General features: G+C 68.4%; 11 protein-coding genes. 6 read left to right on the plus strand and 5 right to left on the minus strand.

The features are described from left to right. The first annotated feature begins 5 nt into the window (after positions 1 to 5). The 4 genes from glgB to C882_RS15785 all read left to right on the plus strand — a co-directional run bounded on the left by glgB (position 6) and on the right by C882_RS15785 (position 7,768). Positions 6 to 2,246, plus strand: a complete 2,241-nt coding sequence (gene glgB / locus C882_RS15770; protein ID WP_201448380.1) for a 1,4-alpha-glucan branching protein GlgB — start codon at positions 6 to 8, stop codon at positions 2,244 to 2,246. A 67-nt stretch (positions 2,247 to 2,313) separates the two neighbouring features. Then, positions 2,314 to 4,146: a malto-oligosyltrehalose trehalohydrolase gene (gene treZ / locus C882_RS15775; RefSeq protein WP_009541646.1), complete on the plus strand. Its 1,833-nt coding sequence runs from the start codon at positions 2,314 to 2,316 to the stop codon at positions 4,144 to 4,146. Beyond that, positions 4,143 to 7,052: a malto-oligosyltrehalose synthase gene (gene treY / locus C882_RS15780; protein WP_009541647.1), complete on the plus strand. Its 2,910-nt coding sequence runs from the start codon at positions 4,143 to 4,145 to the stop codon at positions 7,050 to 7,052. The genes treZ and treY overlap by 4 nt, the downstream gene beginning before the upstream one ends. 38 nt (positions 7,053 to 7,090) lie before the next feature. Then, positions 7,091 to 7,768, plus strand: a complete 678-nt coding sequence (locus C882_RS15785; RefSeq protein ID WP_152415362.1) for a histidine kinase dimerization/phosphoacceptor domain -containing protein — start codon at positions 7,091 to 7,093, stop codon at positions 7,766 to 7,768. Between the two features lie 45 nt (positions 7,769 to 7,813). On the opposite strand, the gene cyoE is transcribed toward C882_RS15785, so the two are convergent. Genes cyoE through C882_RS15800 form a run of 3 tightly spaced genes read right to left on the minus strand, consistent with a single transcriptional unit; the run spans position 7,814 to position 10,667 of the window. Then, positions 7,814 to 8,830 (minus strand): heme o synthase, encoded by a 1,017-nt coding sequence (cyoE, locus tag C882_RS15790; RefSeq protein WP_268870318.1) that lies wholly within the window; start codon positions 8,828 to 8,830, stop codon positions 7,814 to 7,816. Beyond that, positions 8,770 to 10,203, minus strand: coding sequence for a cbb3-type cytochrome c oxidase subunit I (locus tag C882_RS15795; protein WP_009541650.1), 1,434 nt, complete (start codon positions 10,201 to 10,203; stop codon positions 8,770 to 8,772). Before C882_RS15795 ends, cyoE begins: the two co-directional genes overlap by 61 nt. 41 nt (positions 10,204 to 10,244) lie before the next feature. Continuing rightward, on the minus strand, positions 10,245 to 10,667 hold the full coding sequence (locus C882_RS15800) for a DUF420 domain-containing protein (RefSeq protein WP_009541651.1): 423 nt from the start codon (positions 10,665 to 10,667) through the stop codon (positions 10,245 to 10,247). A gap of 571 nt (positions 10,668 to 11,238) precedes the next feature. Between C882_RS15800 and C882_RS15805 the strand changes: the two genes are divergently transcribed. Continuing rightward, a complete protein-coding gene (locus tag C882_RS15805; protein ID WP_083875948.1) occupies positions 11,239 to 12,063 on the plus strand; it encodes a DUF2189 domain-containing protein in 825 nt (274 codons plus the stop codon). 160 nt (positions 12,064 to 12,223) lie between these two features. After that, positions 12,224 to 12,727: a c-type cytochrome gene (locus C882_RS15810; protein WP_009541654.1), complete on the plus strand. Its 504-nt coding sequence runs from the start codon at positions 12,224 to 12,226 to the stop codon at positions 12,725 to 12,727. A 78-nt stretch (positions 12,728 to 12,805) separates the two neighbouring features. Here C882_RS15810 and C882_RS15815 read toward each other — a convergent pair whose 3' ends face one another. Both C882_RS15815 and C882_RS15820 read right to left on the minus strand, forming a co-directional pair. Continuing rightward, positions 12,806 to 14,332: a malonyl-CoA decarboxylase gene (locus C882_RS15815; protein WP_009541655.1), complete on the minus strand. Its 1,527-nt coding sequence runs from the start codon at positions 14,330 to 14,332 to the stop codon at positions 12,806 to 12,808. A 69-nt stretch (positions 14,333 to 14,401) separates the two neighbouring features. Continuing rightward, on the minus strand, positions 14,402 to 15,877 hold the full coding sequence (locus C882_RS15820) for a bifunctional ADP-dependent NAD(P)H-hydrate dehydratase/NAD(P)H-hydrate epimerase (RefSeq protein ID WP_009541656.1): 1,476 nt from the start codon (positions 15,875 to 15,877) through the stop codon (positions 14,402 to 14,404). Positions 15,878 to 15,950 lie beyond the last annotated feature (73 nt).

Raw genomic sequence — 15,950 nt, forward strand, 5'->3', positions numbered from 1 at the left:
ACACCATGACCAGGACTTTGACCGTCGAGCGCCCCGCCATCGACTCCATCGTGCGCGGCGACCACGGTGACCCCTTCGCCGTTCTCGGCATGCATGGGGGCGGCGGCAAGCCCGTCGAGGTGCGCGCCTTCCTGCCGTGGGCCAAGGAAGTCACGGTGATCGACGCCACCGACGGGACCGAGGTGACGCCGCTGGAACAGGTCCACGACGCCGGCTTCTACGCCGGCGTCTGCGGCGCCCGGACGGACCGCTTCCGCTATCGCCTGCGCGCCACGCCGCATGACGGCGCGCCGGTGGAGTTCCACGACGTCTACAGCTTCGGCTATGTTCTTGGCGAACTGGACGTCCACCTGCTGGCCGAGGGCAACCACCTGCGCGCCTTCGAACGTCTGGGCGCCCACCCCATCGAGATGGACGGCGTGAAGGGCGTGTCCTTCGCCGTCTGGGCCCCCAACGCCAAGCGGGTGTCGCTGGTCGGCCCCTTCAACAACTGGGACGGCCGCGTCAATCCCATGCGCCTGCGCCAGGAGTGCGGCACGTGGGAAATCTTCATGCCCGGCATGACGGTGGGCGAACTGTACAAGTTCGAGATCCTGGGCGCGCACGGCCACCTGCTGCCGCTCAAGCTCGACCCTTACGCCTTCTACTGCGAGCATCCGCCGGCTACGTCCTCCATCGTCCACGGCACGCCGCAGTTGGAGTGGACGGACCATGACTGGATCGCCGAGCGCGAGCGCAAGCTCAAGGACCATGAGACCCTTCACGAGCCCATGACCATCTACGAGGTCCACCTGGGCTCGTGGAAGCGGCACGAGGACGGCAACCGCTACTACAGCTATCGCGAGTTGGCCGACACGCTGGTGCCCTACGTCAAGGACATGGGCTACACGCACATCGAGGTGCTGCCGGTCCACGAGTTCCCCTTCGACGGCTCGTGGGGCTACCAGCCCATCGGTCTCTTCGCGCCCACCAGCCGCTTCGGCAATCCGCGCGACTTCGCCTATTTCGTGGACGTCTGCCACCGCGAGGGCATCGGCGTCATCATCGACTGGGTGCCCGGCCACTTCCCGACGGACGCTCACGGCCTGGGCTTCTTCGACGGCACCCACCTCTATGAGCATGCCGACCCGCGTCAGGGCATGCACATGGACTGGAACACGCTGATCTACAACTACGGTCGGCGCGAGGTGCAGAACTTCCTGCTGGCCAACGCCATGTTCTGGATCGAGTACTTCCACATCGACGGGCTGCGCGTCGATGCGGTCGCCTCCATGCTCTACCTCGACTACTCGCGCGAGGAAGGGCAGTGGATCCCCAACCAGTACGGCGGCAACGAGAACCTGGACGCGATCGCCTTCCTGCGCCGCATGAACGAGCTGATCTACGCCGAGGGCCGCGGCGCCGTCACGCTGGCCGAGGAGTCGACCGCCTGGCCCATGGTCAGCCGGCCGGTGTACCTGGGCGGGCTCGGCTTCGGTTACAAGTGGAACATGGGGTGGATGCACGACACGCTGCAGTACTTCAACAAGGACCCCATCCACCGCCGCTATCACCACAACCAGCTGACCTTCGGCCTGCTGTACGCCTTCAACGAGAACTTCGTGCTGCCGCTGTCCCACGACGAGGTCGTGCACGGCAAGGGCTCCATGATCGGCAAGATGACCGGCGACGAGTGGCAGAAGTTCGCCAACCTGCGCGCCTACTACGGCTTCATGTACGGACACCCCGGCAAGAAACTGCTGTTCATGGGCGGCGAGTTCGGCCAGTGGGCGGAGTGGAACCACGACAAGGGCCTGGACTGGCACCTGATCGAGGAGGGCAACAAGCACGCCGGCCTGCAGCGGCTGGTGCGCGACCTCAACCACACGCTGAAGGCCCTCCCCGCCCTGCACCACCGCGACTTCGAATGGCAGGGGTTCGAGTGGGTGGATGCGTCGGACGTCGACAACTCCATCTTCAGCTTCCTGCGCAAGACGGGGCCGGAGGACGAGGTGGACGATCCGGGCTGGGTGCTGGTCGTCTCCAACCTGACGCCGCTGCCGCACGAGGGCTACCGCATCGGCGTGCCCTGCGGCGGCTTCTGGCGCCAGCGCATCAACACGGACGCCGCCATCTACGGCGGCAGCGACTGCGGCAACGGCGAGGGCCTGGAGGCCGAGGCGGTGGAGCACCACGGCCGGCCCTATTCGCTCAACCTCACCCTGCCGCCGCTCGGGACACTCTTCCTGACCCCTGAGCGTTCCTAGGGCAATGACGGCGGCCGCCGCGCGCGGCCGCCGGATCCGACATCAAGGACGAAGGAGACGAGCATCCATGCGTGACCACCACCCCATGCCCTTCGGCGCCGAACTGACCCCCGACGGCTGCCGCTTCCGCCTGTGGGCGCCGGGCGTGGACGCGGTCACACTGTGCATCGAAGGGCCCGGCCCCGAGCGCGAGGTTCACCTGCACGACAGCCACGACGGCTGGTTCGAGGCAGTCGAGGACGGCGTCGTGCAGGGCACCCGCTACCGCTGGAAGCTGCCCGACGGGCTGAAGGTCCCCGACCCCGTCAGCCGTTTCCAGCCGGAGGGCGTTCACGGCCCGTCGGAGGTCATCGACCCCATGGGCTTCCCCTGGACCGACAAGGACTGGGAGGGCCGCCCCTGGGAAGAGGTCGTGCTGTACGAACTGCACATCGGCACCTTCACCCCCGAAGGCACCTTCCGCGCCGCCATCGACCGCCTGGACTACCTGGTGGACCTGGGGATCACGGCCGTGGAGCTGATGCCCGTCAACGCCTTCCCCGGCGAACGCGACTGGGGTTACGACGGCGTCGGGCTGTTCGCGCCGGATGACTCCTATGGCCGGCCCGACGACCTGAAGGCCCTGGTGGACGCCTGCCACGCGCGCGGGCTGATGGTGTTCCTGGATGTGGTCTACAACCACTTCGGACCGGAAGGGAACTACATCCACGCCTACGCCAAGGACCAGTTCTTCGACCATAGCCGCCACACCCCGTGGGGCGCGGCCATCGCCTTCGACGGGCCGCACGCCAAGTGGGTGAGCGACTTCTTCATCCACAATGCGCTGTACTGGGTGGAGGAATTCCACCTCGACGGGCTGCGGCTGGATGCCGTCCACGCCATCACCGACACGCGCGACCTGGACATCCTGGCCCGCATCGCCGAAGCCGTGCACTCGCGCGAGGGCCACGACATGCGGCGCATCCACCTGGTGCTGGAAAACGACGACAACGCCGCCAACCGGCTGGAGCGGCTGGACCGCCTGCCCATCCACTACATCGCCCAGTGGAACGACGACAGCCACCACGCCCTGCACTGCCTGCTGACCGGCGAGAGCGGCGGCTACTACGGCGACTACGCCGCCGATCCGGCGGGCTACCTGACGCGCATCCTGGCCGAGGGCTTCGCCTATCAGGGCGAACCCAGCGAGCACCGCGGCGGCAAGGCCCGCGGCGAGCGGTCCGCCCACCTGCCCCCGACCAGCTTCGTCAACTTCCTGCAGAACCACGATCAGGTGGGCAACCGGGCGATGGGGGAGCGCATCGACATGCTCGCCAAGCCCGAGGCGGTGCAGGCGGCCGAAAGCATCGTCCTTCTGATGCCCGCCATCCCCATGCTGTTCCAGGGCGAGGAATGGGGGTCGAAGACACCCTTCCTGTTCTTCTGCGACTTCGGCGAGGACCTGCACGACGCCGTGCGCAACGGCCGCCGCGCCGAGTTCGAGAGCTTCCCCGAGTTCCGCGATCCCGCCGCGCGCGAGAAGATTCCCGACCCCATGGACCCCGCGACCATGGAGGCCTCGCGCCTGAACTGGGCGGAACTGGACGATCCCGCCCACGCCGACAGGCTGGCCTTCACCAAGGCGCTGCTCAGCGTCCGCAAGCACGAGATCATTCCCCGCCTGTCGCGCATCCAGGGCGGCCGGGCGCGCGCCGAGATGGGCACCGACGGCGTCATCGCCGCGCGCTGGCCCCTGGATGACGGCACGCGGCTGTCTCTGGTCTGCAACCTGTCGGACCAGGAGGTTTCCAACGTCATGCTGCCCCACGGGCGCAACATCTGGACCGTCAACACTGCCGAGGCGCCCGTCGGGGGCATCAATCCCTGGACCGTCGTCTGGGCCATCGAGAGTGCTCTATGACCCGAAAGGCTCCCGCGCTCGACACCGCCCCCGCCGTCATCCCCGCGTCCACATACCGGTTCCAGTTCCACAGCCAGTTCACCTTCCGCGATGCCCTCGCGCTGGTGCCCTACCTGGCGGACCTGGGGGTGACGCATGTCTATGCCTCGCCCTTCCTGAAGGCGCGCGAAGGCTCCACGCACGGCTATGACATCGTCGACCACGGCGCGCTCAACCCCGAGATCGGCACCGAAGAGGACTTCGACGCCCTGTCCGATGGCCTGAAACAGCACGGCATGGGCATGATCGCCGATTTCGTCTCAAACCACATGGGCGTGGCGCAGGCGGACAATCCGTGGTGGCTGGACGTGCTGGAATACGGCGAGGGCAGCCCCTACGCCGAGTTCTTCGACATCGACTTCCATCCCGCCAAGCCGGAGCTGCGCGGCAAGGTGCTGCTGCCGTTCCTCGGCGACCACTACGGCCGGGTGCTGGAGGACGGCCACCTTGTCCTGAAACTGGACGCCGCCCAGGGCAATTTCTCCGTCTGGTATTGGGAGCACCGCTTCCCCATCACGCCCTACCGCTACGGCGGCATCTTCACCGTGGTCATGCCGGCGCTGCGCAAGGCCGGACTGCCCGAGGACGCCCTTGCCGCCATGGACGAGATCGTCTCCGGCTTCCGCGAGGTGCGCCGGGCCGTGCGCTCCGGCCGGGCGCGCGGTCAGCGGCGCCAGAAGGCGGAGCGGCTGAAGGAACAGTTCGCCGCGCTGCTGGCCGAACAGCCGCCGCTTGCCGACGCCATTTCCGAGGCGCTGACAGCCTTCCAAGGCACGCCCGGCGACCCGCCGAGCTTCCTGCCGCTGCACCGCCTGCTGGAGGCGCAGCACTATCGCCTCGCGTATTGGCGCACGGCGTCCGATGAAATCAACTACCGCCGCTTTTTCCAGATCAACGACCTGGCCGGCCTGCGGGTGGAGGTGCCGGCGGTGTTCGATGCCTCCCACCGGCTGATCCTTCAGCTTCTGGGGCAGGGGCGCATCGACGGCATCCGCATCGACCACATCGACGGCCTGTTCGACCCCAAGGGATACCTGGAACGCCTGCAGGAAAAGGCGCGGGCGGCAACGGGGCTGGACCAGGACACCTATGTTCTGGTGGAGAAGATCCTCGGCCATCACGAGAACCTGCGCACCGAGTGGCGCTGTTCCGGCACCACGGGATACGAGGCCCTGAACGAGATCGGCGGGCTGTTCGTCGACGGCGGGGCGGAAGACCGCATGACCCGCACCTACGCCCGCTTCACCGGCGAAAGCACCGACTTCGAGGACATCGTCCAGACCTCCAAGCACCAGGTCATGCGCCAGGAACTGGCGTCGGAGCTTCAGGTGCTGGTCAACGGCCTGTCGCGCCTGTCGGAGCGGGACTGGCGGACGCGCGACTACACCCCCCGCGACCTGCGCTCGGCGCTGGAGGAGGTGATCGCCTGCTTCCCCGTCTACCGCACCTACATTGACCGCCGCCGCCCGGCGCAGCACGACTTGCGCGACATCGAATGGGCCATCGCGCAGGCCCGCAAGAACCCCATGTTCCCCGACGAGAGCATCTTCGATTTCCTGTGGTCGATCCTCACCACCGATTCCGGCCGGCGCAAGGGCGACCCGTTCCCGCGCACCGAAGTCCTGCGCCTCGCCCGCAAGGCCCAGCAGGTGACCAGCCCGGTCATGGCGAAGGGGCTGGAGGATACGGCCTTCTACCGCTTCAACCGCCTTGTCTCGTTGAACGAGGTGGGCGGGCATCCCGACGTGTTCGGCGTCACGCCGGGCAGCTTCCACCACCGCATGGCCGAGCGCGCGAGGACCTGGCCGCACACCATGCTGTCGTCGGCCACCCACGACACCAAGCGCGGCGAGGACGTGCGCGCGCGCATCAACGCCCTGTCGGAACTGTCGGAGGCCTGGACCAAGCGCGTGCGCCGCTGGGAACAGCTCAACCGCCGCCGCAAGTCGGAGATCGACCGCGAGATGGCGCCCGCGCCCAACGACGAGTACCTGTTCTATCAGGTGCTGGTGGGCGTCTGGACGCCGGGCCTCGTCGTTCCCGAGGACGGCGTGGCGGAGGGTTCGGCCGAGGCGAAGGAACTGGACGACCTGCGCGAGCGGCTGGAGGGCTACATGCTCAAGGCGCTCCGGGAGGCCAAGGTGCGCAGCGCCTGGACGCGCCAGAACGGCCCCTATGAAGACGCCGTGCTGCGCTGGATGCGCCACATCCTGGACGGCCGCCGCCGCAACCCCTTCCTGGCCGACTTCCAGGCCTTCCACGCCCGCGTCGCCCGCATCGGCGTGGTGAACGGCTTGAGCCAGGCCGCACTCAAGCTCACCTGCCCCGGCGTGCCCGATACCTACCAGGGGTGCGAGTTGTGGGAGTTCAGCCTTGTCGACCCCGACAACCGTCGCCCCGTCGACTTCGACGCCCGCGCGGCCCTGCTGGGCGACGTGAAGAGCAGCCTGGACGCCCCCGGCCCCTTCGGCCCCGTCGCGCGCGGGCTGCTGGACACCTGGCAGGACAGTCGCGTGAAGCTGCTGCTGACCTGGCGTCTGTTGCAGCTTCGCCGCCGCATGCCGGACTTCTTCGCCAACGCCGACTACACTGCCATCGAACCCGCCGGCCGCCGCGCCGAGCACCTGCTGGCCTTCGAGCGCCGACACGGGGATGCCCGCATGGTGGTCGTGGTGCCGCGCCTGGTGAACCCGCTCATGCACGGCGAGGACGGCTGGCCGCTGGCCGAGGAATGGGCGGCGACCACCCTGCCCGTCTCCGGCCGATTCCGCGACGCACTCACTGGAGAGACGGCGGAGGGGACCGAGAGCCTGGACGTGGACGCGGTGCTGAAGGACTTTCCGGTGGCGGTGCTGCTGGGCGAATAGACCGCCGCCGGCAACGCCACCTCGGGCAAAGCCGTATTGTGCAGGTCGACGCCTCCACCACATCAATGGCCAGGAAAGGTCGCCCCCTCATGGCAGACCCTCCGCCGCACCGTTCGCTCGAGGACCTGTGCCAGGAGCTTGAACAAGAGGCGCGGCACCGCATCGGCAACAGCTTCCAGGCCGTGTCGGCCCTGACGAAAGCCAGGGCCAGGGCGGTTGCCGATGCGCCGACGAAAGCGGAACTGAACGAACTGGCGGCGCGGGTCGAGGCCTTCGCCGCCGCCCATGCCAACCTGCGCTTTCAGGACGGCCGACCCGTCATGCTGATGAAGGAGGCGATCGAGTCCCTCGTCAACGGCCTTCGTGTGCAGCACGAGATCGCAGGCGAAAGCGTCGATCTTGATGTCGCCCCCTTCGACATGGACCCCGACCAGGGCCTTCCCCTTGTCCTGATCCTTCACGAACTGTCCGCCCATTCCTTCAAGTGCCACGGGGCACCGAAGATCTGCCTGACCGCCGACACGAGGGACGACGTGGCGCGGCTGACCATCGTCGACCTTGGATTTCACCTGCCCAAGGAAGTGTCCGCGGCGTCCGGCGGAAGCCTGGGATGGGACCTGATCCGCCTGCTGGTTCGTCAGGCTGGCGGCAGCCTGCTGCGGCCCGAAGGCCGCTCCGACGCCGTCGAGATCACCGTCCCGCGACATCGGCGCTGAGAGAGCGAAGCCGGGCGGCGGGAGCAGCCGCCCGGGCCGCCGTCCTCAGAACGGCAGCGGCGGCAGGTGCTTGTCCAGAACCACGGCCAGGAACACACCGGCCAGATAGCTCATGGAGCCGAAGAAGACCTTCTTGGCCATGGGCTTGCCGGGCGCGCGCACCAGCTTCCAGTTCTTGTAGAGGAAGTGGATGCCGAAGGCCGTCGCAATGACGCCGTAGACGTTGCCCAGGTACCCCATCGTCCAGGGCAGCAGGCTGGAGGCCACCAGGAGCACCGTGTTGATGAAGATCGCCTTGGCGGTGCGCGCATCACCCACCAGCACCGGCAGCATGGGCACGCCGGCCTTGGCATAGTCGTCGCGCAGCATGATCGCCAGCGCCCAGAAGTGGCTCGGGGTCCACAGGAACAGGAAGACCGCCATAATGGTCGGCAGCAACCACTGTCCGGGGTCCACCGCCGCAGCGCCCGCCATGATGGCGAAGCTGCCCGCCGCCCCGCCGATGACGATGTTCAGCCAGGTGCGCCGCTTCAGCCACACCGTATAAACGATGCCGTAGACGAAGGCCCCCAGGAACAAGTGCAGCGCCACCGCCCAGTTGAAGGTCGCCAGCGCCAGGCCGCAGCCGGCCACCAGCAGGGCGGCGGCGAACCACAGCACGCGGCGCGGATCGATCCCGCCGCCCGAGGCCGAGCCCGCGACAAGCGGACGCTTTGCCGTGCGCTGCATCAGGCCGTCCAGGTCGCGGTCGTAGAAATGATTGAAGACGGAGCTGGACGCCGAGCCCAGCAGCATCGCCAGCGCCAGGGTCAGCAGGTGGACGACGTTCAGGTCGTCGGCCACGGCGGCATAGCCGACCATGGCGGTCACGGCGATCATGAAACCAATGCGGAGCTTGCACAGCTCCAGGTAGCTTCTCCAGGTCATTCGCGGCCTCCCACCGGGGCTTTTTGTATGCGTCCGCCCCTTTGTATCGTTGGGAATTAGCCTGACACAGCCGCTCAGGTATTGGCAAGGCGGCGCATGCGCCCCGCCGGCCAGAGCCGCCGGCCGGCCATCCACACGAACATCACGCCGCCGATCACCGCGACCAGACCGCCCGCGCCCATGATCCCCATGGACGCGATTTTGAGCGCCGAATCAAGGCCCTGCTCGGCACCGGCGGCCTTGCGCGCCACACCCATTGTGCCGGCGGCATACAGCCCCAGCGAATGGACGAGCTGGCCGGTGAAATACAGGCCGAGGAACCAGCGCACCGGTCGGGCTCTGGCGAATCCGCGCCCCAGCGCCGGCAGAACGCACACGGCGAACAGAGCCATCAGCGACAGGTTCACCCCGCCGATGACGGCGTGATAGTGCGCCGGCGTGCGCGTGTCGCCCTCGCCCAGGCCGTAGCCCAGAAGACCGCCGACTGCGAACAGGATCAGCGACAGCAGCAACCCGAGAACGCCCGGCGCCTTCCAGTCGATGCCGCCCCGCCGGCGCCACAGCGCGTTCGCCACCGCCAGCGAGCCCAGCGCCGCCGGCGCGACCAGGGCATAGAGGTAAAGGTCGGTGAAGGCGCGGTAGTAGATGCCGCTCATGGCGTCGGTGGCGGCCAGCGTCACCACGCCGGCAAGGCCGACGGCCGGCAGCGCCAGGAACACCGGCAGGAACAGCGGCCGCGGCAGCAGCGGCGCGTCCAGGGTCTGGCGCATCACGACATGCCACGCCGCCATCAGCACGCCCGTGTTGACCACCTGCAGTACATGGCCCCCGCCCCAGAAAAGCTGCTCGTTGAAGACCTCCGGCGACAGGCCCGGCGGCAGGTCCTCCCACGCCAGCAGGAAGCACACCGGCGCCATCAGGTACGTCGCCCCCACCGCCGCCACCGCCCAGGGCAGGCGGTCGGGTTCTGACTTGAGGCGCGCGCCCAGGTTCACCAGCAGGCGCACCACGGGCAGCGCCACGCCGGCGAACAGCACCGCCAGCCCCGCGTAATACAGAGGATGCACCAGCACCGGCACGTAGTTGTTGAGCGACGGCCGCCCGGCTCCCGCCAAGGTCCCGGCCACCAGCATCAGCATGGACAGCACCGTCAGCCACAGCCCGGCCGGTCCCAGGGCGCGCGCGCGCACCCGCCCGCCCAGCCGGGCCTCGGCCAGGCGCTCGGTCGCCATGACGCACAAAAGCCCCAGACCGCCCAGGAACCAGATGACGACGGAAAACACCACGTGCGTCACCAGGGCCTGACGGAAGAACACATTGGGGTCCCAAGGCAGCAGGTCCTGCACCACCGGCGTCCGCGCCGGCACGATCAGCAGCACGAACAGGCCCGCCACGGCCAGCGCCGCCACGCTCAGGCCCGCCCAGCCGTGCAGCTCCCGCCGCAGTCCTCCAGCGGTATCGTCCGTCTCGGGCGCGGCGGCGGAAACGGCGGCGCTGGTCCTGGTCATGGGCGCGGAGTGTCCTCGGGTCGAGCGGATGACGAAATGGATCAGGCGTAGACGTGGTAGAGCATGGCATAGACCGCCACGCCCGACACAGAAACGTACATCCACACCGGCCACGTCCAGCGGGCCAGGGCGCGGTGACGCGCGTCGGTGCGCCTGAGGCCGCGCCAGGCGGTCACCAGAATGAGCGGCGTCGCCAGGGCGGCCAGGATCACGTGGCTGATCAGCAGCGCGTAGTAGAACGGCCGCACCAGGCCCTCGCCGCGGAAGACGAAGATGGGCGCGGTGAAGTGATAGACCAGATATGACGCCAGAAACAGCGCCGACACCGTCAGCGCTCCCAGCATGGCCTTGCGGTGCGCCTCGATCCGTTTCTGCTTGATCAGCCAGAAGGCGGCGACCAGGAACACGATGGTGATGGCGTTCAGGGTGGCGTTGACGTGCGGCAGCGTGGTCGCTGTGTCCATGGCGATGCTCTCTGTCCCGTCGCGCGCGTCAGTCGGTCAGCAGCACGAAGGCGCTGAGGTAGAACCCCGCAGCCACCAGAACCAGGATTGCGGCCGTCAGCCACTTTCTCGTCCTACGTCCCGAGTCGGTCATCGTCGCGCTGTCCTTCCCTTCCTGCATCGCGGCATCACCGCGCCGAATCGCGCTTTCGGGCAATACCCGCGCTGGCGTGTCGGATACATGATGGCGCCCCCGCGCACAAAAAACAACGGGACTCCGCGCCATGATCCACGGCGGCGGCAGATGCCGTACCCTTTGCGAACCGGCTGCCGTGCAAGCACCTTACCTGTAAAGAGCCTTGTATGCGAAGGTGCATACACTTCTTCGCAGGCTTCTCCGTCCTGCCGTCTTTTGGGCGATATTAGGCACTTACCGCGGCCGCGAAAGTCCGGAATCGGAATATTCATTTATTCTGAAACGGGATATGGGCACTCTGGCGTTACAGGGAGTGCGGTACCTGCACCGAAAGAAGCCGGCGCGCACACGACCGGACGGCCCGCCGCACCCGGCATTCCAATGGGGAGACTGCCCATGAACGCCCTTACAAGCCACCCGGATTCTCACCATCCCCGCCGAGACGAGGACGCCTGGTTGGAAGGCCATCCCTACCCGGACATCCGCCGCGTTACCGTCGACCAGTCGACGTTGTGGCTGGCGGCCGGGTGGCGCGACTTCAAGGCGAACCCCGTCGTCAGCCTGGTCTACGGCCTGCTGTTCACCATCGGCGGCTACGCCCTGGTCCTGGGGCTGGGACAGATGGGCATGCAGAGCCTGATCCTGCCGCTGGTCGGCGGCTTCATGCTGGTCGCGCCGATCCTGGCCGTCGGCCTGTACGAGGCGAGCCGCCGCCGCGAGGCCAACGAGACGGTGCGCGTCGGCATCTGCATCTCGGCCTTCCGGCGCAATCCCATCCAGCTGGCGTCCTATGGCCTGACGCTGCTGATCCTGTACCTGACGTGGCTGATGCTGGCGCTGCTGATCTTCGCGGTGTTCTACAACGAGCGCCCGCCGGCCCTGGACAGCTTCCTGATCGAGGTCCTGGTGGCCCCGCAGGCGCCGCTGTTCCTCATCGTCGGCACGGCCGTCGGCGGCGTGCTGGCATGGGTGGCGTTCTCCATTTCGGTGGTCGCCCTGCCCATGATGCTGGACCGCGACGTGTCCGCCATCTACGCCATGGCCGCCAGCGTCGAGGCGACGCGCAAGAACACCAAGGTGATGATCGGCTGGGCCGCCATGATCGCGCTGATCACCCTTGTGGGCATGGCGACGTTCTTCGTCGGCCTGGCCATCGCGCTGCCTCTGGTGGGCCATGCGTCCTGGCACGCCTACCGCGCCATGATCGGCAGCCGACCGTAGAACAGGCGGTGCGGGGGCCGCCATGGTCCCCCTCCGTCCCTACACCTTCCGACGCCCTTATGCCCGATTGCCAGAGTCAGGTTTTGGGAGCATCTTCTTCAGCCGGAGCCCGCGCCGTCCGACCTGCCGGCGGCGCCCGGCCGTCCCGGGACGCACGAAGATGGCAAAACGCACCCTCTCCCGACTGTTTCTCAGCCTGGCCCTTCCGGCCGCCGTCCTGGCGGCGCCGGCACAGGCCGCGCCCGACCTGGAGCGCGGCCGCTATCTTGCGGAAATCATGGACTGCGGCGGCTGCCACACGCGCGGCGTCATGCTGGGCAAGCCCGACATGGCGCTGTTCCTGGCCGGGTCGGAAGTCGGATTCCACCTGCCGGGCCTGGGCATCGTCTACCCGCCCAACCTGACCCCGGACGCGGAAACCGGCCTGGGCACCTGGAGCGAGGACGACATCATCCGCGCCGTGCGCACCGGCGAACGCCCCGACGGCCGCATCCTGGCGCCCATCATGCCCTGGCGCTCCTATGCCGCACTGACGGACGAGGACTCCCGCGACCTGGCCGCCTACCTGAAAAGCCTGCCGCCGGTAACATGGCGGGAAGAACCCCAGATGGTCGGCGAGGGCCAGAAAGCGCCGGGGCCGTTCCTGACGGTGGCGATGCCGTAAGAGCACAAGGACTCGCGGGGGAGCGCGAGGGGGACCACGTTGGTCCCCCTCGCATCACTTTAACCCTGACCGTGCCCCCTACTCCTTCGCCATGCTCCGCACGGCGCTGGAGGTGACGACCTTGCCCTGGCCCTTGTACTGCTCGTGGTTCTTTTCGATCTCGTTGAGCTTGTACAGGTAGTTGACCATCATCCCGCAGGACTGCTTCAGGCCCTTGCCGGAGGTGTCGCCCAGCCAGTTCACGCGCTCCACCCGGGCGCCGTTGGACAGGTGGAAATGCGCCACCGGGTCCAGGGCGCGGGGAGTGTCGCCCTCCTTCTTCACGCGCTTTTCCTGCGCCAGATAGCGGGCGCCCAGGCGCAGGAGCGGGCCGCGCAGGGCCTGTTCCACCACCGGGTCCTTGTGCCACTCCGGCCGCGCCAGCAGCGCCTTCAGGCTGCCCTTGCCGCCGCCGGCCACCACGTCGCCGTTGCCGTTGGCGGCCTCGCCCTCGGCCGGACCCTCGCCCGCCTCGGCGCCGGCCATGGCGGCGGCGGCCTCGCCGACCCGCTGCTTGTAGGCGGCCGTCAGGACCTTGCGCTCGGACGCCGTCAGCAGGCCCGGTTCGCCCTCGGCCAGCACGCCGTCCAGCCATTTGCGGAAGCCCGGGATGGGCGAGAGCGTCGCGAAGGTCTTGAGGTTGGGGAACTCGTGGCTCAGTTCCTGCACCACCCGCTTGATGAGGAAGTTGCCGAAACTGATGCCGTCCAGCCCGCGCTGGGCGTTGTTGATGGAATAAAAGATGGCCGCGTCGGCGCTGGCCGGGTCCACCACCGGCGCATCGGTGTCCAGCAGCGGCTGGATGTGACCCGCCATGCCGTTGACCAGTGCGACCTCCACGAAGATCAGCGGCTCGTTCTTCATGCGCGGATGAAAGAAGGCGTAGAGCCGCCGGTCGCTGTCCAGGCGGTTCTTCAGGTCATCCCAGCCGTGAATGGTGTGCACGGCCTCATAGGCGATGATCTTTTCCAGCACCACCGCCGGGCTGGACCACGTCAGGCGCTTGAGTTCCAGGAACCCGACGTCGAACCACGACATCAGCAGCCCCTTGAGATCGCCCTCCAGGCCCTTGAGGTCATAGCTCTTGCGCGCCAGGGGCAGAAGCTGGGCGCGCATGTCCACCAGGAACTTCACGCCGTCGGGCAGCGCATTGAACTGGGTCAGCAGGTTGACGCGCGGCGCCTCCAGCTTGGCGCGCAGGGCCTGTTCGGCCCGGTCGCGGGCCTCCACCGTGTCGGCCTTGGCAAGCTGGTCGCAGCAGGCGGTGACGGCGTCATGGTCGGTGTCGAACTCGCCCGCCATCACGCGCAGGAACCGCTCGCGCCCTGCGTCGTCCAGGCTGAGGAAGGCGCGGCCCAGCTCGGCGGCGCGGGCGCGGGCCGAAACGTCGCCGCCCCGCCCTTCCAGGCAGGCCTGCATCTGGTGGCGGACTTTCGCCACGTCATCCTCGGGCAGGTCGGGCTTGAGCGGCGGCAGCGCCTCGCCGCGCGCGGACGAATAGTCGCGCCACAGGGTGGTCAGGTTCTTCAGCCGCTCGAAAAAGCTCGGCGCCGTCTGCTCGGTCATGGTCCCCCGCTTGCCGTGTCCTGCGCCGCCGGTAAGCCCGGCGGGTCTACGTTTCTGATTAACCTAATGTTATTCCGCTTCCCCGTCATCCCACAAGGCCGCGAGCACGGCCGGAAGGGCATCGGGAATGTCCTCGGCGATCAGCCCCGGCCCGTGCACCGCCGCCGCCACACCATGCAGCCAGACGCCGGCGCAGGCGGCCTCGAACGGGCCCATCCCCTGGGCCATGAGGCCGAGGATCATGCCGCCCAGCACGTCGCCGCTGCCGGCCGTCGCCAGGGTGGGCGGCGCCACCGTGTTGACCACGGCCCGGCCGTCGGGCCCGGCGATGACGGTGTCCGCTCCCTTCAGAACCACCACGGCGCCCGAGCGTTTCGCCGCTTCCCGACATTTCATGAGCTTGTCACCCTGAAGGTCGGGGAAAATCTTGGAAAACTCGCCCGCGTGCGGTGTGAAGACGGTCGGCCCCTGCACGGCCTCGAACAGCATGGCGGGGTCGTCGGCGAAGCTGGTCAGCGCGTCGGCGTCCAGCACGACCGAGCGGTCCAGTTTCAGCACCGCCAGCACCATGGACGCCAGCACCGCCCCCTTGCCGCCGCCCGCGCCGAGCAGGATGGCGTTGTAGCGCTCGTCCTCCAGCAGGGCCGACAGGTCGGCGGCCGCTTCCACCGGCTTGACGATGTTGCCCGGCGCGTCCTGCTGGTACAGGGCACCGGCCTCCTTGGGCGCCGCGATCGTCATCATGCCCGCGCCGATGCGCCGCGCCCCGCGCGCCGCCAACCGGCCGGCGCCGGTCATGGCGCCGCCGCCGACCACCACCGCATGCCCGCGGCGGTACTTGTGATCCTCCGCCGCCGGCTCGGGGATGGTCCACAGGTTCGGGCCGTTGACGGCGGCGGTCGGCGCAACCTCGGCCCCCAGCACCGCCGCCGGAATGCCGATGTCGGCCAGCACCGTCTCGCCGCAACAGGCCCGGCCGGGGTAGAGCACATGACCCGGCTTGCGGCGAAAGAAGGTGACCGTCAGCGCGCAGCGCGGCGCCGCGCCTCGGATTTCGCCGGTGTTCCCGTCGATGCCGGACGGCACGTCGACCGCCACGCAGTCCAGCCCGCGGGCATTGATGGCCTCCGCCACGTCCAGCGCCGCGCCTTCCAGATCACGGGCCAGGCCGGCGCCGAACAGGGCATCCACCACCAGCGGCGCCGTCTCCAGCAGCGAGGCGCAGAGGGTCTTCACCGGCCCGCGCCAGCGCTCGAAGTTGGTCTTGGCGTCGCCCTTCAGCTTTGCCGGATCGCCCAGCAGGCCCACCGTTACGGGCCAGCCCTTGCGCGCCAGCAGGCGGGCGATGACGAAGCCGTCGCCGCCGTTGTTGCCCGGTCCGCAGGCCACCAGCACGGGGCGGCGCGGGAACCGGGCGCGAATGGCGTTGGCGACCGCCGTGCCCGCGCTTTCCATCAGCAGCAGAGAGGGCACGCCGCGCGCGGCGGCGGCCTTGTCGGCGCGGCCCATTTCCTCCACCGTCAGCAGGGCGGTGTCGGTGAACATGATGCGTCTCCTTCCCCTTGCGGTCGGGTCTTTCTTCCCCCAAGCCTACGCCCTGGGGCGCCGCTTGCAAACG

Origin of the sequence: Caenispirillum salinarum AK4, assembly GCF_000315795.1 — a bacterium.
In the GTDB taxonomy this organism is placed as follows: domain Bacteria; phylum Pseudomonadota; class Alphaproteobacteria; order Rhodospirillales; family Rhodospirillaceae; genus Caenispirillum; species Caenispirillum salinarum.

What these genes read in the sequence shown, in the direction of transcription:
- glgB (WP_201448380.1), top strand. Translation starts at nt 6, where the DNA reads ATGACCAGGACTTTGACCGTCGAGCGCCCCGCCATCGACTCCATCGTG.
- treZ (WP_009541646.1), top strand. Translation starts at nt 2,314, where the DNA reads ATGCGTGACCACCACCCCATGCCCTTCGGCGCCGAACTGACCCCCGAC.
- treY (WP_009541647.1), top strand. Translation starts at nt 4,143, where the DNA reads ATGACCCGAAAGGCTCCCGCGCTCGACACCGCCCCCGCCGTCATCCCC.
- C882_RS15795 (WP_009541650.1), bottom strand. Translation starts at nt 10,203, where the DNA reads ATGACCAGGACCAGCGCCGCCGTTTCCGCCGCCGCGCCCGAGACGGAC.
- C882_RS15800 (WP_009541651.1), bottom strand. Translation starts at nt 10,667, where the DNA reads ATGGACACAGCGACCACGCTGCCGCACGTCAACGCCACCCTGAACGCC.
- C882_RS15805 (WP_083875948.1), top strand. Translation starts at nt 11,239, where the DNA reads ATGAACGCCCTTACAAGCCACCCGGATTCTCACCATCCCCGCCGAGAC.
- C882_RS15810 (WP_009541654.1), top strand. Translation starts at nt 12,224, where the DNA reads ATGGCAAAACGCACCCTCTCCCGACTGTTTCTCAGCCTGGCCCTTCCG.
- C882_RS15815 (WP_009541655.1), bottom strand. Translation starts at nt 14,332, where the DNA reads ATGACCGAGCAGACGGCGCCGAGCTTTTTCGAGCGGCTGAAGAACCTG.
- C882_RS15820 (WP_009541656.1), bottom strand. Translation starts at nt 15,877, where the DNA reads ATGTTCACCGACACCGCCCTGCTGACGGTGGAGGAAATGGGCCGCGCC.